We start from the raw sequence: 19510 nt of genomic DNA, 5'->3' as shown, positions 1-19510 counted from the left end.
TTATCCTACCATCTTAGCATATGCCAGTCGTCAGCGTCTCGATGCCGGAGGAGTTGCTCGAACGGCTCGACGCCCACGCGTCGGCACACGAGTACACGGGCCGCAGCGAGGTCGTTCGGGAGAGCACGCGAGCGCTACTCGAGGCGTTCACGGACGATCGGGTCGAGGACGGCGCGCTCGCGGGGACGGTCGACGTGCGCTACGACGTCGGAACGCCGAGCGTCGAGCGCCGTGTGGCGGCGCTGCGCCACGAGTTCGACGAGGCGGTCGCGGCGACCGACCACAGCCACGTCGGGGACTACTGCCCCGACCTGTTCGTCCTCGAGGCGGACCGCGAGACGATCTCGTCGGTCGTCGACAAGTGTGGGCGATCGACGGAGCCGCGGACGTCGACGACTCGCTCGTCTTCCTCGACGGCCGACCGAGTCGTTCACAGTAAGCGTCGGTCGCATCCAAACGCCCCGATCGCGGCTCGACGTGGTTCGGTTGCCGGCGGGAAGGTGTCTCGGCTCCGGCTTCTTTCGCTCGAGTCGCGTTGGTTCGAGTGCGAAACGAGGAGTCGAATCCCATGTCACCGTCCGATCCCGCATCCGCCGATCCCGATCCGGAGCTCCCCGGTCCGTCCGCCGCAATCGGGACGTACCGTACCGAGGACGAAGAAACCGTCATCTACGACGAGCACCGTTCGGAAGCGTGGATCAGCTCGACGTACGCCCTGGCGCTCGCCGACGTCGAATGAGACGGGTGGCTCGGACACCGCGTCCCGCGCTCAGAGGCGCACTTCGCGCATCTCGAATCCGAGTCGCGTGCTCTCGGCGTGGTAGGTACAGTTCCGACAGTACCCGACGAGGACGAGCCGGGCGGTCAGCTCGTCGTCGTACCGCGCCCGCAGGCGACTCTCGAGGCGTTCCCGGCAACGAGGACAGCGCCCGCCGAGGTTCCGCGACCCCGTCGGTGGCTCGCTCGACGCAGCGGTTCCGCCCCGGGAGAGCGACGGATCGGTCGCGTCCGCCCCGGACCACTCGACCCGGGTCGATGTCTCGAGGGCCGGGTCGGTGCTCCCGTCCTCGAGCGGACCGTCTGCGCTCACGAAGGACCACCTCCCCACCCAGTGGTCGGACACAGCCGATGCCGTCCAGTTCGGAACGCCGTCGGCACCGCTCCGTTCGCCATCACTGCCGTCTCGATCGCTACGTCGGACCCGATCATCGGTCGCTCTACGAGTGCTGGCCGTTTCAGTGCCACACCGAGGTCGCTCGTCCGAACGAGCCGATAGACGTCGGTCCCCGACCGGGAGCCGTTCACTCCCCGAGGGTCACCCGCTCGGTCTCGGTCGTCGTCTGTCCGAAGTAGTCGGCGACGGAGATTACCACCTCGTACTCCCCGCGCTCGTCGTCGTCCCCGGTGAGCCGCCGCTCGCCGGTCGCTTCCTCGCCACGAACCATCGGTGAGGCGTCGTCGAGAGGGTCGTCGCCGTCCACGAGACGTAACTCGAGTTCGAGCTCCCGGAGTTCGCCACCCTCGTCCGAGACTCCCCACTCGACGACGGCGCTCGGGGTCCCCAGAAACTCCGTCTGCTCGACCTCGAACGTGTCGATCGACGGCGCAGGAGAGCGCTCGTCGAGGACGAGTCGCTCGCTCGCGTCGACGACGTTCCCCTCACGATCGCTCGCCGTTATCGTAACCTCGTACTCCTCGCCGGCTCCTTCGACCCGATCCGTGTTTCTGAGCGCGTGGCTCCCGCTTTCCTCGCCGTCCTCGAGCTCCGAAGTGACGCCATGTAGAACCGTCGTCTCGTCGGCGTAGCGCAGCTCGGAGGTGAGCTCCGCGAGGTCGCCGTCCCGATCGGTGACCGTCCACTCGACCGACGCGCTGACGAACTGCTGGGAGCTGTCGTCCGAGGCCTCGAGGCGCTCGATCTCGGGGACCCCGGGTTCCGGATCGGTCTCGATCGAGAGAGCCTCGCCCGTCGCGGTCTCGCCGTCGCCCGCCGCGACGGCCCGGACCTCGTAGGCGGTCTCGGCCTCGAGTCCGGAGACGTCGTCCTCGAACTCGCCGATCCCCTCCCGTTCCGCGTCGTCGGTCGCCGTCCACGAGTCGTCGCCGGCCTCGCGCCACTCGAAACCGACCTCGACGGCCTCGTCGGCGAGCCCCTCGAGCTCGCCGACACACCGCAGCGACTCGTGGTCGACGGCGCTCACGTCCCCCGTCTCGACTGCCAGCTCGTCGGCTCCGGTCGCGAACGTCGCGATCGCTCCCGTCTCCTCGTCCTCGTCGGAGTCGAGGACGGCCCGGAACTCGTAGGCAGTCTCGGGATCGAGGCCGTCGACGGTCGCTGCGAACGATTCTCCCTCGGAGACCGTCTCGGGGTCGGTCGCCGACCAGCCGTCCCCGTCGGCCGGCCGCCACTCGAAGAACGCCGCAGCCGAGTCGCCGTCCGCGGGCGTGCGCAGCGATCCCTCGAGCGTCGCCCGTGAGGCCCGCACCGCGGTCGCCTCCTCCGTGACGATCGCCTCGACGGCGTCGAGCGCGCTCGCGGCGTCGATCAGCCCGTACCCCTGTGCATGTTCGTCTGTGTCCAGGTCGCGGGCAGTCTCGCGGAGGATTCCGCGCACGCCGCCCGGATCGTCGGCGTCGTCGGTGTCCGCGGCGTGGGGGACCCCCGCGTCGCGCAGCCGTGCCGCCAGCCCCGCGACGTGAGGGACGGCCATCGATGTCCCGTCCATCGTCTCGTACTCGTCGCCGGGTGACGTCGAAACGACGTCGACGCCAGGAGCAACGAGTTCGAGACCCTCCCCGCGTGCGGAGAAGTCGGCGACCTCGTCGCGAAGGTCCGTCGCACCGACCGCGATACAGGCGTCGTAGGCGGCCGGGTAGTCGACAGTATCCCCGTCCGGACCCGCGTTGCCGGCGGCCGCGAAGACGAGGACGCCGTTCCCGTAGGCGTACTCGATTGCGTCCTCGAGGATCGGGCCGGGCTCGGGGCCGCCCAGGCTCAGCGTGAGGACGTCGATCCCCTCGTCGGCACACCACTCGATGGCCGCGGCGATCTCGGAGTCGTGTCCGCCGCCGTCGCCGTCGAGGACCCTGACCGCACACAGCTCCGCGGTCGGCGTGACGCCGACGACGCCGACGTCGTTGTCGACGGCCGCGGCGGTTCCGGCGATGTGGGTGCCGTGGACGCCGTCGTCGTCCCAGTCGTCGTCACAGCCGTCCTCGCAGTCGACGAACGAAACGCCGTCGTCGACCGCGAGACTCTCGTGGTCGGGGTCGATCCCGGTGTCGAGGACGGCGACGGTCGCGTCGCCGCTCGAGTCGTCCGGCAGCGAGTCGACGCCGAGGCGTTCGATCCCCCAGGGGACGACCTGATCCTCCCCGGGGACGGGCTCGAAGGTGGCGCTCGAGCGCTCGCTCGCGACGGCAGCGGGACCGATCGCGTGTCGGCGGTGGTCGGGCACGACGTACCGCACGTCGCTTCGGGTCTCGTACTCGGCAGCCACGCCGTCGGTACACGTACAGACCGTCGCACCGCCGGTCGATCCGAACGAGAACGTTCGGTGGACCGCGACGGCGTCACTCGAGATCGATCTGGTCGTGGCGTTGGGCGACGTTCCGACGACGTACCGGTGGCAGTCGTCGGCGTCGTCCTCGTCGACTGCACCGAGACCGGTAGCGGCGACCGAGGTACTAGCCATCGTTGTGAGGACATCCCGACGAGAGAAGCTTGTGAGGTTCATCGTTTAGTGGAGTGGAAGCGGAGACGGTTCCAGGAGGCCACGGAACCGCAGCGATACCGACGGTCGACGTTCGAACCGTGCCGTTCAAGACTATCGACGCCCGTAGGGACACGAACGCCTGAGATGGTTCCCGAGCGGCGGTCGCGAAGCCGACGCGTCGCTTGGTTCGATCGGTTCATGGTCGCTGGTCTCCATCGGTCGCTCCGACAATCGGTTCGCCGGCCGATCCGACGGGTCGTCTCGCGCGGAGCGATCGTCGTCGTTTCTTCGTCGTCCGACCCGATTCGTCGCTATTCGGTGCATTTGGAGCGATCTACAAGGCGATGGTAGCTGTTTGAATAGCTTCGTCCTCAGGTCGGGGCTATTCCTATCGAATACCCGAGAGCAGAGCACGATCTGCTGGCGTCTCGTCACCATTGGTTCCGCTGAGTAGTGGCTTCGGGCAGATCAGGTGTTGCGAAGCGCTCGACGCGCGATCGACCGTACGGTAGCCAGTTCGATGTCGTCGAAGACGTCGTCCTCCTCGAGCGTCTCGATAACCGCGTCGACGGGTTCGGTAAACGCGAACACGAGATGGACGCCGCTTTTGAAGCCGTCGCTCGTTCGCTCGCTTTCGAGGACGCCGTACGTTCCCGCTTTGTTGATGTGGCTGTTGACGGTCTCCTGGGTGTAGACGTCGCGATCGGACCGTTGGCAGATCTCTCGATACAACGTATAGACCGCCGGACTCGGCGCCGTACCGTCGCTTACGTCCGCGACGATGGCCGCGGCGTACAGGGAGAGTTTCTTCTGGAGGGACATTCCGCCGACGATCTCCAGGACCCGGTTCTTGACGACCGAGTCGTTTGCGGCGTGGACGTGCTGTTCGGTGACGACCGTCTCTCCGTTCCTGTTCGCGATCTCTCCGGCGTCGCGGAGCAGATCGATCGCTCGTCGCGCGTCGCCCTCGTTTTTCGCGCCGTACGCGGCGACGAGTTCGACGACCCCCTCGTCGAGTGCACCGTCCTTGAACGCGTCACGCCGGCGGTTGAGGATCTCGATGAGTTCGTTCGCGTCGTAGTCGGAGAAGTGGATCCCAGTGGGGTTGTACGAGCTGTCGGTCCGGCTGTCGAGATTTTCACGGAACTTCGGATGGTTCGTGATAACGACCGTCGAGACGAGCGTATCGACGTGCTGCTCGGCCATGACTCGGCTCAGGCTGTACAGCAATCGCGAGTACGCGGGTTCGTCGGCACCGGCGTGACCGGTGAGGGTATCGATCTCGTCGAGGATGAACACGAGCGCGTCGAAGTGGCGATCGACGATTTCGTACAGACGGACGTACTTCGCGTCGGTAGAGACCCCTTTTCGCGGAATGTCCCATGCGACGCCGGCCTTTTCGGCGGTTTGGTAGCCAAGCTTCCAGACGGCCCGATCCAGCGAGTGTGACTCCATCGTCTTGAAGTTGACCGCGACGAAATCGAAGTCGATGCTGTTCTGGAGGGCCCGGTCTTTGACTTTCTCGGCAACTGCTTTCACGGTGAGGGTCTTTCCGGTTCCGCTCGGTCCGTAGAGGAGGAGATCCGGCGGACGCTCACCGTCGAGCGTATCGCGGAACGCACGGGCCTCGGCCGCGAGCTGTTCGTCGCGACCGTAGATCCGGTTGTGATCGACGATCGTATTCGAGTCGACGAGCTGTTTGTCCTCGAAGACGGTTTTTCGTTCGCCGTCGAGAATATCGTCGACGATAGAGGGCTCGGAGTCTGATCCATCATCGTTCGTCCCGAGTGTCTCTGATGGATTGTGATTCACGGCTTGTGATGTACGCTGGCCGCTAATACCGATTTCGAAGAGAAGGTGCTGTGATCGAATTGAAGCCACCATCACCGAAATGAAGACACCCATTTCGAAATGATACGGTTCGGAACCGGTATCGAAGTGAGCGCACCACCGTCGAGATGAGAACACCGTCATCGAGATGAAAAATCGGGCGAGTTACCGGCGTCGAAATGAAGGCACCATCGTCGAAATGAAATCGGTGGCTCTAGCACCCACACACCGTTATCGAAATGAAACCGGCGAAGAGGGAGCGGGGAACCGCTCGATTTTCCGTTGAGCAACCAGTGTCGACTCAGAATCGGTTGCTCGAGCCGGCACGATCGAAATGAATTCGAGAAGTGATACGCACAACAGGCGTCTCTGTGACTCTCCAGGCCCTGAATCGGCGTCTCCGTGCTCTACGGAAAGATTTCATTTCGAAAAAGGGGTGTGAGGGTAGACTCCCTAGACCTTGCGAGGGGGATTTCACTTCGAAAAAGGTGTGTGTGAACCCCACCCCTAGCGGCAACCAGTAGCGGAGCCGCGTCGTCCGAAATCATGTAACACCCCCTCCAGGAACTCATTAATATGCTAATACAAACACACACAAAGGCGGACGCACACACACCCACCCACACACACACACACACACACACATATATATATATATATATATATATATATATAATATACTAACACCACAATTATTGTATTATTACCATCATTCATATCTTCTGTGTATCATAGACTGGAGGGTGTCATGAGGACTCGTCCCTTCGGATCGGTTTCTCGACCTCGAGGATCTCGACCTCGAAGTCGGGGAACGTCTCCTCGGTCCGCAGCGACCAGCTACCGCGGACGTCGACGCCGTTTCGACACGCCTCGGAGACCAGCCACTGAACCGACGAAGCGAACGCCGAGCGCGAACGTACCGCCGATTCGTCCCGGAAAGTCGAGAGCGCGCCGACGGAACAGAGAAGGACGAGGCCGGGCGCAGGTTCCGAAAGCGAAACGGCGCCCTCGAGACGGAGCACGTCTCCGTCGAGCGCCGACGGTTGGTCGGCAGGTTCGACCAGAACCGTAACGCCATCCGAACGCCTCGCGCTGACGGCTCGTAACTCGGTGAACTCTCGAATCGTCGCGGCGATTGCAGCGGGGAGCTGGTTCGTCTCGATGTCACGGTCCCCGTCGGTGGAACGATCTGTCGTCATCGTCGGGCTCCACTCGGTAGTAGCGCCGAGGACGGGAAAACGAGGTAACTGAATGAGTAGCCCCTCGCCAGTGGCGCCATCGACCAGTAGTACGGCACGTACGTCGGTAGCCGTCGACGACGATAGCGATCGGCGCGACCTCCGAACGGCTCCTCCACGTCGATCGACACGGATTCGACGATCGGTTTTCGACGGTGGCAGCCGGAACCACCGGTTTTCGGCGGTGGCAGCCGGGCTAGCCACGTCGGTTCGCTCGTTCAACGATCGAAGGCTGTCCTTTCTCGAGGCTACCGGTGAAACTCACGTCTAGCACAGACCCCGCTCCGGCGGGGTTCAGGACGGTTCTGGATCGAGCCAGCGTCCGCGGATCGACCCTCTCCGCTGGGAGCGCCAACCCGTTCTCGCGGACGGCCGATCGCTCCGAGAGTCCTCGAGCGAGGAGCGCTCGCACGACGAAAACGAACAATGGTACCGCACACGAGCCCGCAGTCGAGCCGACGCGTCCGGATACTCTACGTCGATCCGGATCGCGAGACGGCCGCTGCGACAGCGGACGCGCTCGAGGCGACCCAGGAGATCACGGTGACGACGGTGACCCGGGCGAGCGACGCGCTCGGACGACTTGCCGACGGCGAGTTCGACTGTCTCGTAACTGACGCCGAGCTCCCGGGACGGGACGGCGTCGAGCTTCTCGAGGCAGTGAGGAACCGATGGCCCGAGATTCCGACCGTGGTACTCGCTCGCTCGCCGCGACGCGAACTCGTTCGGCGGGCGCGAGCTGCGGGGGCGACCGACGTCCTCCGAAAGGCCGACGGTGAGAACATCGAGCAACTCACGTCCCGTCTCGTGTCGATCGTCGACGGGACTGGGTCCGGTATCGTCCCGATCGACGAGGACGCCGAGGACGCGCTTCCGACCGCGGGCGGGAGCTGTCTGTTCGACGGCGATCTGCGCGCAATCGACGCCAGCGAGCTGTTCGCTGACCTCTACGGGACGGAGCCGGACGCGCTGGTCGGCAAGCGGTGGGCAAAGCTGTTCCCGACCGATCGCGGCACCGGGGCGACCGACGCGGTACGCGAGACCGTCAGGCGCCGCGGCTCGGCGGTCGACGACGCGCTCGGCGAGCGGGCCAACGGGCGGCTCGTCCCGGTCCAGCGGTCGGTGACCGCAGTCGAACCGGGGACGTATCTATGTCGTCTGCTCGATCTCACTGGCACCGACCGACGAACAGCCCCGCTCGAACGAACTCTCCGCCGCCAGCGCGGGATCGGCGACGATCACGACCGACCGAGGACGTCGTGTCGCGGCCTTCGAGCGCTCTCCGAAACACTCCAGGACGCCGGGACGATCCGGGAGGCGTCCCGGCGAGCCGTCGACGTCGTCGCCGATCTCGAAGGGGTCGCGGCCGCGGCGATCTACCTGTACGACGACCACGAGGACGCGCTCCGGCGTACCGCTCGGGCCGGCACGTTCGGCGACCGGGACGGCCCGGAGCCGGCGCCAACGCTCGAGGCGGGAGCGATCTGGCAGGCGTTCGTCGATCGAGAGGCGACATCCGTCGCGGAGCTGGGTCCGGAGCCGTCGGCAGCGGGTTCGACGGGCGACGCTCGCGGCGTCGTCTTCCCGCTGGGAGAGCACGGGGCCGTCCTCGCCGCGATCGACGGACGGCCCGCGCGTGCGGATGGGGAGCTCACAGTCGCCGCAGCGCTCGTTCGCACGGCGCTGGATCGCCGCGAGCGCGAGCGGCGACTGACAGTCCGTGACGAGGCGATCGACGCGCAGGCAGTCCGACTCGATCGCCTCGAAGCGCTCGCGGACCTCGACCGACGGATCGATAGCGCGATCGACGCGGCTGGCTCGCGGGCCGACCTCGAGACGATGACGTGTGATCGTCTGGTCGGCCACGAGCGGATCACGTTCGCCTGGCTCGGCGCGTACGACGAGGTCGGAGAAACGATCGAGCCACGCGCGTGGGCGGGCGCCGAACGCAGCTACCTCAACAGCGTCGCGATCGACCTGACGGCGCCGACCGACGACCAGGAGCCGACGGCTGCCGCGGTCCGGACGGGAGCCCCACAGAGCCTCGAGCGCCTGCTCTCGGACGACCGTCCCGGACGGTGGCGCCGCGAGGCTGCCAGACGCGGCTATCGGTCGGTGGTAAGCGTTCCCATCGACTCCGATGCACTCCAGTATGGCGGGCTGACGGTCTACGCCGACCGACACGACGCGTTCGGCGCTGCCGAGCGTCGTGCGCTGGCGGCGATCGGCAACCGTCTCGGACGCGCGCTCCACACGCTCGAACTCGCGCACGCACAGCTCGAGACGACCGAGATCGTCGAACTGGAGTTTCGGCTCCGCGGGACGGAGCCGTCGTTCGTCCGGTGGGCCGCCGCGACCGACGGCCGGATCGCTCTCGAGGGCGCCTTCGCGCGCAGCGACGGCTCGATCCGCGGGCTGTTCACGGTCGAGGGGGTTGCCGTCGATCGAGTCCTCGAGCTCGCGAGTCGGGCGCCCGAGACAAACGGGACGACGTTCGTCACCGAGCGCGACGGGACGGGGTTGTTCGCGTGTCTGTTCACGCCCGACAGCATCGTCTCGCGGCTGCTCGAGTACGGTGCCGTCGCTCGGTCGCTGGAGAGCGATCCGGACGGCGCGACCCTCGTCGTCGAGCTCCCGGGTGACGCGGACGTCCGGCGGCTCGTCGACGGAATCACCACGACCTATCCCGGGGCGACGCTCGTCCGTCGCCAACACGGCGACCGGCGACCGCGGACGCGGTTCGAGTTCCTCGTTGCGGTCGAGCAACAACTCACCGACCGCCAGTACGAGGTCCTGCGAACCGCCTACGCCAGCGGCTACTTCGAGACCCCCCGCGAGAGCAGCGGGGTCGAGGTCGCGGCTATGCTCGATATCGCCCAGCCGACGTTCAACCACCACCTCCATGCCGCACAGCGAAAGCTCCTGGCGATCCTGTTTGCCCACGGGTACCGAAGGGCGTCGGGTGGGGAAGGTTCCACCACGTAGGTCGCCCGTTCTTTGCCGTTCGGGTCGTTTCCACACACTGCAGTCGGCCGTACGGGAAACCCCGTCCGGACGGGGCGTCCGGCCGAACGATCGGAGGAGAAGCAATGACCTCACACATCAAACTGTACGGATCGAAGAGCGACCGATTCGAGGAGATCAAACACCGAATGGAGGAGCGACTCGGCTACGAGCCGTCGAACCCGGAGGTCGTGGGACTGATGATGGCGACCTACGAGGACGACGGTACCGAAGGGCGCCGAGCGAACGCGCCCCGGCTGTAGTTTTCGCCGTCCCGCCATCTACCGAATCCGCCAGAACTCCTTCTCGTCCGTCCACGACGGCGGCTCGAGCAACCAGTACAGCTCCTCCCGATCGCGCTCGACGTGGTAGGCGATCGACCCCTCGTACCGATCGCCGTCCGCGAGCGACACCGAGTCGTCGAACCGTTCGAGCGACGACAGCGCGTCGGGGTCCGCCGGATAGCTCCGGCCGACGCCGTCCTTCAGCCGGCTGCGGTCGCCGAGCGAGAACTCCCTGTCTTCACCGGCCTCGTTAGTCACGGTGAGCCCGACGACGACGTACTCGTGGTCCGGCTCGGGCTCGAAGAACGAGCCGAGATCGTTGCCCGTCCCCAGCCGATCGACGCCGATATCGAGCCCGTCGCGCTCGATCGCGGCCCCGAACTCACGGATCGGGACTCGGAGCTCCTGTTCGAGTGTCGCGACCTCGTCGGCCTCGCGCTCGAGGTCGACGACGAGGTCCTCGCCGAGTGCCGTCGCTCCGGCCTCGAGGGTTAGCGACGAGCCCGACCGGTCCCGGGATAGCTCGTAGGCAACTTCCCCGCGCTCGACCTCTCCGGGAGCGAGGACGCCGTCCGCGAGCATCTGCTCGCTGACCGAGCGAACCCCGGAGTGCGTGCGTTCGGCGTCGTCCTCGAGTACCGGTTCAAGGACGTCGGCCGTCGACACGAACTCGTCGCTGGCGTTCCTGACGGCGAACTCGACGACCACGAACGCCGCGTCCGCGCTCGCCTGGCCGCGTTCGTCGTCGTCGTGGAGGGAGCCGTCGTCTTCGGGGACGAGCCCCGCGAACGAGCGTCGTCGATCGACGTCGCTGACGACGAACTCCAGCTCGTCGCCGACGAGTTCGCCGACGGCGATCGTCTCGGACGCTTTGTCCGCCGCGTCCTCGTTACCGTCGTCATCGGCGCCGTTCTCGTCACCGCCGTCGTCCGCGCCGCTGGGCTCGCTCGCGGTCGAGCCGTCCTCGCTTCCGTCGGCCTCCGGCTCCGTCCTGCTGTGGGTACAGCCCGCGACCCCGAGGACTCCCATACCGGCGACGCCGACGAACGTCCGTCGTTTCATCGCCCGAACGGACGATGGCAGGGAGCCTATAGGGTCGGTGAACGATGGGGGCGGATCGGGTCGAACCGTCGCCGTCGGACCCGGTTCTCGGCGCGGACGATCGGCCGCCGGTCGGATCGACGCGCAAAAAGGCCGCTGGGTCGGTTCGTCCGTTCGGGACGGTCAGTTCGCTTCGACAGCCGCGAGCGTCGCCACGGTACCCGTCGCCGGGAGCATCGTGGAGTTGAGACCCGTGCCGAAGGTGTCACAGTCGTCCTCGGAGCTCGAGGAGGAGCTCGACTCCTCGGTCGTCGACTGGGAACTCTCGCGGTCGCTATCGACGTCGCTGCTGCTTCTGGTGGTCTCGCTCTCGTCGCTCTCGGAATCGCTCTCGCTTTCATCGAGCTCGCTCTCGGAGTCGCTCTCGGAGTCGCTCTCGCTTTCGGTCCGGTCGCTGGCGCTCGAGTCGCTCTCGCTTTCGGAGCTGTGCTCGCTGTCGGAGCTGGAGCGTTCGATCTCGTCGAGCCCGGTGTCGCTCTCGCTTTCGGTGTCGAGTTCGGACTCGGAGCTCTCGCTGCGGTCGCTCTCGCTCAGATCGTTGTCGACGGTGTGGGTGCTGCCGTCGCGCTCGGTGGTGAGACTGGAGCTGCTGCGCTCGCTCTCGTCGGATTCGCTCGATTCACGGTCGGCGTCGCTGTCGGACGTCTCGAGTTCGCTCTCGGCGTTGTCGTTGTCCGTCTCGCTCACGCTGCGGTCGCTCTCGTCGCTGCTGCTCGCGGCGCTGTCGTGCTCGCTCGCGCTCTCGCTGGCGTCGCGCTCGCTCTCGTCGGATTCGCTCTCGGAGCCCTGATCGCTGGACTCGCTTTCCTCGCGCTCGCTCTCCTCGCTGGCGGCGCTGTCGAGCTCGCTTGCGCTCTCGCGGTCGTCGAGTTCGCTTTCCTCGCGCTCGCTCTCGTCGCTCGCGACGTCGGTCGACTCGCTGTCGGTCGACTCGCTGTCGCTGGCGCTCTCCTCGCGCTCGCTCGAGCTGGACTCGCTCTCCTCGCTGTCGCTCTCGCTATCGATGACGTCAAAGCTGTCACGGTCCGCGCCGTTGCGTTCGACGAGGTCGCGTTCGTCGTGCTCGGCGTCGCTCTCGCTTTCCTCGAACTCGCTCTCGTCGCTCTCGATCAGCTCGGAGTCGCTCTCGTCGCTCGAGCTGTCGCGTTCCGTGGATTCGCTGTCGCTGGCGTCGCGCTCGCTCTCTTCACTGTCGAGGGAGCTCGAGGCGCTGTCGCGCTCGCTGTCGCTCTCGTCGCTGGCGTCGCGCTCGCTCTCCTCGCGGTCGAGGCTGTCGTTGTCGACGTCGCGGTCGGAGCTGTCGCGCTCGCTCTCGCTTTCCTCGCTGTCGCTCGAGCTGCTGCGTTCGTCGCTGTCGCTTGCCGTGACCTCCGTTTCGTCGAGGCTACTGTCGTTGTTGGAACTCTCGCGCTCGCTGTGCGTGCTCTCGCTCTCGCTCTCGCTATCGGAGGCGTCGCTGGCGTCGCGCTCGCTGTCGCGGTCGTCCTGGACGTTCTCGACGTCGGTGTCGTCGATCTCGTTCTCGCTGACGTCGCGCTCGCTCTCGTCGATCTCGCTTTCCTCGCGCTCACTCGAGCTGTCGCGCTGCTCGTCGCGGTCGTTCAGCTCGGAGTCACTCTCCTCGCTGTCGCTCGAGCTGTCGCTCGAACTGTCGCTGTCGCTCTCCTCGCTGTCGCTCAGTTCGCGCTCGCTGTCGCTGTCGCTCGAGCTGTCGCGCTCGGAGACGTCCCGCGTACTATCGCTCTCGCTCGCGTCGCTACTGGAGCGATCGGACTCGCTCTCGCTGTCACTCTCGCTCTCGTCGACCTCGTCGACGGAGCTGCTGTCCTCCTCGTCGTGTTCGCTCGAATCACACCGGTCGGTATCCTGGACGCTGAGTGCGGCCGGGTCGGCGTCGCCGCCGAGGACGCCACCTGCACCGATCGCACCGGCCAGGACGAGAAGTCCGACGACTGTGATAACAATGATTTTTCGACTCATCTGTGTACCTAGCTGTTCTACGGGTTGCCCACTAGGCTAGCCGAACGTCCGCGCAACGGCTACAAAAACCGGCGACGAAGGGCGACGAAGGATCGGACCGATCGACGCCGTTTCGGATCGGACCGGCGCGGTCGCACTCGAGCGATCGCGAGCTGCCGACGAAAAACGAGTTCGCAGAGACGGGAGTTCAGAGCTTGGAGACGTCGACGTCGAACGTCCCGTCGTCGTTCTCCTCGATCGCTCCCTTGGCCCGCAGCTCGTCGTAGCTGTCGTCGGTCACGAGCAGGCGTTCGGAGACCGTCTCGCAGTCCTCGTCGGACTGTTGTTCGCGAGTCGTGTCCTCGCGCTCGCTCTGTGACGTCCGCGAGTCGGTGTCGCGGTCGCTGTCGGTGCGGGTGATCTCGCGCGTGTCGAGATCGCTGTCGCGCTCGCTTTCTTCGCGCTCGCTCTCCGCGGCGCTGTCCCGTTCGCTCTCGCGTTCCTCGCGGTCGCTCGAGTCGTGAGCGCTGTCCCGTTCGCTCTCGGAGTCGCTGGCGGACTCGGACTGGTAGCGCTCGTCAGTGCCGCCGTCGCGCTCGCGGTCGGACTCGCGCTCGGAGGCGACGTCCTCGCTGCGGTCGCGCTCGCTCTCGTCGAGCTCGTCGATGGCGGTGCTGCCGTCGCGCTCGGCCTCGCTGCTCGAGCTGGCGTGCTCGCGCTCGTCGGACTCGCTCGCGTCGCGTTCGGCCTCACTGTCGGTCGTCTCGAGGTCGCGCTCGGCGGAGTCGTTGTCCGTCTCGCTCACGCTGCGATCGCTCTCCGTACTGTCGGCGGCGGCGCTCTCGCGGTCGGACTCGCTCTCGTCGGCATCCCGTTCGCTCACGTCACGTTCGCTCTCGGCGCCCCGATCGGTAGATTCGCTGTGCTCGGCGTCCCGTTCGGTGCCTTCCTCGGCTTCCCGGTCGGACTCCGACTCGGTTTCCTCACTGTCGCTTTCGTCGCGCTCGCTCTCGTCGGCGGTGCGTTCCGCCGTTTCGTGCTCGCTCTCTTCGAGATCCGACGCGGCCTCCTCGCGGTCGATCGTGTCGCGAGCCGTGCGGTCGCCGACGTCCTCGCTCTCGGCGCGGTCGAAGCGCTCGTGGTCGTCGTCGCCGTCGGTCCGATCCCGCTCGTCGGTCTCGGCGCTGCGCTCGTGTTCCTCGCGCTCCTGAGACGCGCTCTCGCTTTCGTCGCGCTCGCTTTCGCCCCGCTCGGCGTCGCTCTCGGTCGATTCGTCCTCACTAGCGTCGCGCTCACTCTCCGCGCTTTCGCTCGCGGACGACGCCCGTTCGTCCTCGCGCTCGCTCGCGTCGCCCCGCTCGGACTCGCTCTCCTCGCGGTCGTCGCGGTCGGCGTCGACGTCGCTCTCACTGGCGTCGCGCTCGGACTCCGAGGCGTCGCTCTCGCTTGCGTTCTCGCGTTCGTCGGACTCGCTTTGAGTCGTCTCGTCCTCGTCGTACGTGCTATCCCCGTCGCGGCTGTCGCGCTCGCTGTGCGTGCTGTCGCTCTCGCGCTCGCTCACGGAAGCGTCGCTGGCGTCGCGCTCGTGCTCGCGGTCGTCCCGTTCGTTCTCGACGTCGGTGTCGTCGACCGTCCGTTCGGAACGATCGCTGTCGCTCTCGTCGATCTCGCTGACGTCGCGCTCGCTCGAACTGTCGCGCTGTTCGTCGCGATCGTTCAGCTCGGAGTCGACCCGGTCGCGCTCGCTGTCGCTCTCGCTCGCGCTGTCGCGGTCGCTGCGCTCGCTTTCGGAGCGCTCCCTGTCGCTTTCGCTGTCGCTGATGCTGTCGCGCTCGCTCAGGTCGCGCTCGCTATCGCTCTCGCTGTGGTCGAGATTACCGCGCTCCCGGTCGCTGTGGCTCTCGCTTTCCCGCTCGTCGAGGTCGGTCTCGGACGCGATGACTTCGTCCGTTTGTTCGCTCACGTCGCATCGCTCATCGTCCAGCGTGTAGACGACGACGTGATCGTCGGGGCCGACGATGCTACCCGCGCCGATCGCGCCGGCGAGGACGATGAGTCCGATGGCCGTGAGTACGCTGAGTTCCTGAATCATTTCCTGGTCGTCTCCTCCGCGCTGTCGAGCAGCTCGGCACGCACTTCGCCCGGCGCGCTCAAGAACGGGCGGCGAAATACCGGGGAGAAACGGGACGGTTCGCGCGCCTTGGGGTCGATCCGCTCGCGTTCCGCGCGAGAGTGACGGGGTGCCCGCGCTCCAGGCGACGCCGACGACGGTCCGAAGCTGCGGGGACGGCTCGGCGGCGAACGATCGCGAAGCGTAGCGAACGATCTCCGACGTCGTTCGTCGCTCGTTGATGAGCGCTCGCCGCGTGCGTGTGTACCGATGACGCGAACCTGTCCGTACTGCGGTCGGTCGGTGCCCGACGAGGAGTATCCGGGCCACCTCGAGCGCGCCCACGAGGACGAGCTCGAGGGGCTCGATCGACGGCTCGTGGCCCGCCGATCGGGGTCACGGTCGCGCCCGCGCAAGCTGTACGTACTGGGCGGCGTCGTGCTGGTGTTGTTCGCTGCGGCGTACCTGGCGATCTTCGCGCTGTCGTCGGCCACGTCGCCCGAAACGACGGCGGTCCAGCAGCCCGATCCGGACGCTCCGACCCACCTCCACGGAGCGATCCACCTCGAGTACGACGGGGCAGTCGTCGACTTCGACGACCCGATGTACATCGAACGGGACGGCTGTTTCCACTTCCACGCTTACGACGACGCCGAACGCTGGCACGTCCACTGCGAGGACGTGACCCTGGAGTACGCGCTGGGAACGCTGGGGTTCGAGCTCTCCGCTGACTCCCTCGCCGTCGACGGCGAGACGTTCAGCGAGGACGATCCCGGAACGACCGTCTCGACGACCGTCGACGGCGAACGGGTCGACCCCGAACGCTACGTCCTCGAAGACGGCGACGACGTTCGCGTCGTCGTCGAGACGAACGACGAACGGTAACCAAACAGACACGGCTCGTGCGGATATCGTCCGTACAGATCACAAAATGAGAAAAGAACGTGCGAAATATCCGGTGGTTGGCGTACAGTTATGCACTACAGTGGTGAATAGCTACACATGAACGTACACACCCCGTCGCCAGCCGACGATCCGCTCTTCAGGGAGGTGGTGGAAACCGTCACCGACGGGTTCGTGATCCTGGACGCGGAGGGCAGGATCGTCTTTACGAGTTCACACGTCCCCGAGCTGCTCGGCTACGGGACCGAGGCGCTACTCGGTGAGCCGGTCGATCGGCTCTTTCCCGACGGGCAGGCGACGCCGATCGGTCCGCTCCTCGAGCGGGCGCCATCGTTCGACACCGATCCGATCGACTGCTCGCTCGTCCACGACACCGGGCGCTCGGTCCCGGTCGAGCTGGCCGTGTCGACGGTCGAGGTCGACGGTGACCGCTATCTCACCGTCGCCGTTCGAACCGATCCCGACGACCCGTCGGGGCGAAGGGATCGACCGGCCACGCGCATCGAAATCGACGACCGACGGATAGACTCCGAAACACGAGCAGAGCGCGACGAGAGCCGGCTCGAGGCGCTCTACGAGGCGAGTCGGAATCTTCACGCGGCCACGAGCCGCGAGGACGTCGGACGGATCGCCGTCGAGCTCGTCCAGACCGTCCTCGGTCGGTCCTACGCCGCCGTCTGGCTGCTCGATTCGGCGGCGGATCGGCTCGAGCCGCTGGCCGCGAGCCGATCGGTCCGTTCTTCGACCGTCGACGGCGGAGCCGCGGCGGGGATCGCGCCGATCTCACCGGGGACGGTGGAGATGGACGCCTTCCGGGACGGTGTCGCTCGGCTGTTCGAGGCGTACCCGACGGTCGGTCGGCCCGCCCATCCGGAGATCGGGCTCGAGGAGCGCCTCGTCGTTCCGATCGGAACGGTCGGGCTTCTGACCGTCGGCTCGACAGACGACGAGACGATCGACGACTCGCTTCGGAACCTCGTCGGCATCCTGGCCTCGACGATTCAGGCCGCGCTCGACCGCCTCGACGCCGAGGACGCGATCCGCCACCGATCGGCGGCGATGGAGTCGGCGACCGACGGGATGGGGATCTCCGACGAGTCCGGCGAGCTCCGCTACGTGAATCGCGCACTCGCCGACCTGCACGGGTACGCCGATCCCGACGAGCTCGTCGGCTCGTCCTGGCGAACGCTGTTCCCGGAGACGGAGGTCGAGCGCCTCGAACGGGAGGCGATCCCGGCGGTGCTGGAGGCGGGCCACTGGCGTGGCGAGGCCGTCGGACTGCGGGCCGACGGCACCCGGTTCTATCAGGATCACTCGCTGACCGCGCTCGAGGACGGGATCGTCTGTGTCGTTCGCGACGTCACCGAACGGAAATCCTGGGAGCGACGCCTCGAGGCGCTCAACGAGGTCGCCCGCGAGCTGATGGGCGTCGAGACCGCGCCGGAGATCGCCCGAACGGGCGTTGACGCCGTCGACGGCGTGCTGGGGTTCGAGATCGCCTGTGTCCGCCTCTTCGAACCCGAGACGAATCAGCTCGAGTGCGTCGCGATGACCGACGGCGCCGAGGCCCTGCTCGAGAGACGAGCCGCCTACGACCTCGAGGCGACGCTGGCCGGGCGCGCGTTCAGGAACCGGGAGTCGGTTCAGAACGTAATCGGCGAGCGCGAACGGGACGAGTCCTCGCTGTTCGAACACTCGAGCATCCACGTTCCGATCGGCCCCCGCGGCGTGCTCACGGTGTTGGCCCGGAGCGACGAGACCGTTACCGGAAGCGACGTCCATCTCACCGAGATGCTGGCGATGGGGATCGGCGCGGCGTTGACCCGCGCCGAGCGGACCCAGCTGCTTCGCACGCAAGAGCGGGAGCTTCGCCAGCAACGCGATCAGCTCGAGACGTTAAACCGGATCGGCGCGGTCAACGACGAGCTCGTCACGGGGCTGGTCGCGGCGACGACTCGCGAGGAGCTCGATCGGATGGTCTGCGAGCAGCTGGTCGCGTCGGATCTCTACCGCAGCGCATGGATCGGCCGCGTCGAGGGCGTCGACGACCGGATCGGCTCGCCCGTCGGCGCCGGCGTCGAGGAGGGGTATCTCGAGACGGTGACTCGCACCCGGCTCGGCGCGATCGCCGGCGGTATCGTCGAGCGAGCGATCGACGCTCGGACGGTTCGGGTCCTCCGCCAGTATCGGATCGCCGACGATCCCGAGACGGACGGGGATCCACCTCGAGAAGTCGAGGCGATCGCCGCCGTCCCGCTTCTGTACGGCGACCGAACCGTCGGCGTCCTCGTCATAAACAGCGTCCGCGACGACGTCTTCACCGACGACGCCATCGCGGGCTTCGAGTCGCTCGGTCGGATCGTCGGCTTCGCGAAGAACGCCCTCAAGAGCCGGGAGCTGCTGCTCGCTGACTCGATCGTCGAGCTCGAGTTTACGCTTCGCGACCCGGGCGTCTTCTACGTGCGGATCAGCGACGAGCTCGACTGTCGCTGTGTGTTTCAGCGCGCCATCCCCCTCGATAACGGTCGCGTGATGCTCTACCACGAGGTGTCGGGCGCCGATCCCGGTGCCGTCCTCGGGGCGGCCGAGGACGCCGCCGGGATCGAGAGCGCCCGCGCGGTCTCCGAACGGAGTGACGGGTTCGTTCTCCAGACGGTTACGTCGAACTCGATGATCCAGCTCTCGCTCGCGTCCGGAACCGCGGTTCGCTCGGCGGTGGCGGAAGACGGCGCGGGAACGATCGTCCTCGAGGCCCCCCAGAGCGCCGACGTCCGCGAGATCGTCGCGCGGTTCGACGCCGAGTTCGACGGGCTCGAACTGGTCGCAAAACGCGAACGCGAGCGGTCGGTGACGACCGCGGACACGTTCCGGGAGTCGGTCGGCGATCGGCTAACCGACAAACAGCGCGCGGCTCTCGAGTCGGCGTACTTCGCCGGCTACTACGACTGGCCCCGGAAGATCACCGCCGAGGAGCTGGCCGACTCGATCGGGATCTCCTCGTCGACGCTCCACCAGCACCTCCGCCGGGGGAACTGGTGTCTGCTCTCGGCGTTTTTCGGTACGAACGGGGAGGCTCCGGAACCGTCCTCGACGTAATCGGTTCGAGAGTCGAGCCAGGTCGTCTCGCGTTTGTGAACCCCGCGTTCGCTCGGCGCTACCGCTTCCCGCATGTGATTGCTCGAAAATCAGCAGGGCTGGAACGCTCTGCGTCCCAGTTGCCCGAAAATTTCGAAGAAATTTGTCGGACGCCGAAGCCAGGACTCGAACCTGGGACAACCTCGTTAACAGCGAGGTGCTCTACCATCTGAGCTACTTCGGCTCATCATCAGGTAATCGGGTCGGTTTGATAGGGCTTTCGTTTTCCCT

The 19510-nt window shown here is 66.6% G+C and carries 12 protein-coding genes, 1 tRNA gene and 1 pseudogene; 6 read left to right on the top strand and 8 right to left on the bottom strand.

Features of this window, described 5'->3' with window-relative positions; genetic code table 11:
• Positions 1-20: 20 nt before the first annotated feature.
• A pseudogene (locus NATOC_RS23245) lies at positions 21-439 on the top strand (CopG family ribbon-helix-helix protein).
• 129 nt (positions 440-568) lie between these two features.
• Positions 569-739 (top strand): DUF7331 family protein, encoded by a 171-nt coding sequence (locus NATOC_RS23240; protein WP_174299193.1) that lies wholly within the window; start codon positions 569-571, stop codon positions 737-739.
• Between the two features lie 30 nt (positions 740-769).
• On the opposite strand, the gene NATOC_RS01260 is transcribed toward NATOC_RS23240, so the two are convergent.
• From NATOC_RS01260 to NATOC_RS01245, 4 genes are all read right to left on the bottom strand, one after another.
• Positions 770-1090, bottom strand: a complete 321-nt coding sequence (locus NATOC_RS01260; RefSeq protein WP_174299192.1) for a hypothetical protein — start codon at positions 1088-1090, stop codon at positions 770-772.
• 211 nt (positions 1091-1301) lie between these two features.
• Positions 1302-3695: a S8 family serine peptidase gene (locus NATOC_RS01255; RefSeq protein WP_015319596.1), complete on the bottom strand. Its 2394-nt coding sequence runs from the start codon at positions 3693-3695 to the stop codon at positions 1302-1304.
• 489 nt (positions 3696-4184) lie between these two features.
• Positions 4185-5528 (bottom strand): Cdc6/Cdc18 family protein, encoded by a 1344-nt coding sequence (locus NATOC_RS01250; protein ID WP_049888614.1) that lies wholly within the window; start codon positions 5526-5528, stop codon positions 4185-4187.
• A gap of 764 nt (positions 5529-6292) precedes the next feature.
• Positions 6293-6745, bottom strand: coding sequence for a hypothetical protein (locus NATOC_RS01245; RefSeq protein WP_015319594.1), 453 nt, complete (start codon positions 6743-6745; stop codon positions 6293-6295).
• A 465-nt stretch (positions 6746-7210) separates the two neighbouring features.
• Here NATOC_RS01245 and NATOC_RS01240 point away from each other — a divergent pair, with 465 nt between their 5' ends.
• Entirely contained in the window at positions 7211-9769 is a 2559-nt protein-coding gene (locus tag NATOC_RS01240) for a bacterio-opsin activator domain-containing protein (RefSeq protein ID WP_015319593.1), read from the top strand.
• 104 nt (positions 9770-9873) lie between these two features.
• Positions 9874-10050: a hypothetical protein gene (locus NATOC_RS22155; RefSeq protein ID WP_015319592.1), complete on the top strand. Its 177-nt coding sequence runs from the start codon at positions 9874-9876 to the stop codon at positions 10048-10050.
• 18 nt (positions 10051-10068) lie between these two features.
• Here NATOC_RS22155 and NATOC_RS01235 read toward each other — a convergent pair whose 3' ends face one another.
• The 3 genes from NATOC_RS01235 to NATOC_RS01225 form a co-directional block, all read right to left on the bottom strand.
• On the bottom strand, positions 10069-11133 hold the full coding sequence (locus NATOC_RS01235) for a DUF4352 domain-containing protein (RefSeq protein WP_015319591.1): 1065 nt from the start codon (positions 11131-11133) through the stop codon (positions 10069-10071).
• 162 nt (positions 11134-11295) lie between these two features.
• Positions 11296-13152, bottom strand: coding sequence for a hypothetical protein (locus NATOC_RS01230; protein WP_015319590.1), 1857 nt, complete (start codon positions 13150-13152; stop codon positions 11296-11298).
• A gap of 187 nt (positions 13153-13339) precedes the next feature.
• Positions 13340-15223 carry a midas domain-containing protein gene (locus tag NATOC_RS01225; protein ID WP_015319589.1) on the bottom strand — a complete coding sequence of 628 codons (1884 nt, stop codon included), beginning with the start codon at positions 15221-15223 and terminating at the stop codon, positions 13340-13342.
• 288 nt (positions 15224-15511) lie between these two features.
• Between NATOC_RS01225 and NATOC_RS01220 the strand changes: the two genes are divergently transcribed.
• Together NATOC_RS01220 and NATOC_RS01215 are read left to right on the top strand one after the other, a co-directional pair.
• Positions 15512-16126 carry a hypothetical protein gene (locus tag NATOC_RS01220; RefSeq protein WP_015319588.1) on the top strand — a complete coding sequence of 205 codons (615 nt, stop codon included), beginning with the start codon at positions 15512-15514 and terminating at the stop codon, positions 16124-16126.
• 117 nt (positions 16127-16243) lie between these two features.
• Positions 16244-19240, top strand: coding sequence for a bacterio-opsin activator domain-containing protein (locus tag NATOC_RS01215; protein WP_015319587.1), 2997 nt, complete (start codon positions 16244-16246; stop codon positions 19238-19240).
• 150 nt (positions 19241-19390) lie between these two features.
• Here NATOC_RS01215 and NATOC_RS01210 read toward each other — a convergent pair.
• Positions 19391-19463, bottom strand: a tRNA-Asn gene (locus NATOC_RS01210).
• Between the last annotated feature and the right edge of the window lie 47 nt (positions 19464-19510).

The sequence above is a fragment of the Natronococcus occultus SP4 genome, assembly GCF_000328685.1.
GTDB lineage: Archaea > Halobacteriota > Halobacteria > Halobacteriales > Natrialbaceae > Natronococcus > Natronococcus occultus.
Note: the sequence above shows the minus strand (reverse complement) of the source record. Positions and strands in the feature narration are given on the sequence as shown.

Bases quoted from the DNA above. Each gene is read 5' to 3' on its own strand.
- NATOC_RS23240 (WP_174299193.1), top strand. From the start codon at position 569: ATGTCACCGTCCGATCCCGCATCCGCCGATCCCGATCCGGAGCTCCCC.
- NATOC_RS01255 (WP_015319596.1), bottom strand. From the start codon at position 3,695: ATGGCTAGTACCTCGGTCGCCGCTACCGGTCTCGGTGCAGTCGACGAG.
- NATOC_RS01245 (WP_015319594.1), bottom strand. From the start codon at position 6,745: ATGACGACAGATCGTTCCACCGACGGGGACCGTGACATCGAGACGAAC.
- NATOC_RS01240 (WP_015319593.1), top strand. From the start codon at position 7,211: ATGGTACCGCACACGAGCCCGCAGTCGAGCCGACGCGTCCGGATACTC.
- NATOC_RS22155 (WP_015319592.1), top strand. From the start codon at position 9,874: ATGACCTCACACATCAAACTGTACGGATCGAAGAGCGACCGATTCGAG.
- NATOC_RS01235 (WP_015319591.1), bottom strand. From the start codon at position 11,133: ATGAAACGACGGACGTTCGTCGGCGTCGCCGGTATGGGAGTCCTCGGG.
- NATOC_RS01230 (WP_015319590.1), bottom strand. From the start codon at position 13,152: ATGAGTCGAAAAATCATTGTTATCACAGTCGTCGGACTTCTCGTCCTG.
- NATOC_RS01225 (WP_015319589.1), bottom strand. From the start codon at position 15,223: ATGATTCAGGAACTCAGCGTACTCACGGCCATCGGACTCATCGTCCTC.
- NATOC_RS01220 (WP_015319588.1), top strand. From the start codon at position 15,512: ATGACGCGAACCTGTCCGTACTGCGGTCGGTCGGTGCCCGACGAGGAG.
- NATOC_RS01215 (WP_015319587.1), top strand. From the start codon at position 16,244: ATGAACGTACACACCCCGTCGCCAGCCGACGATCCGCTCTTCAGGGAG.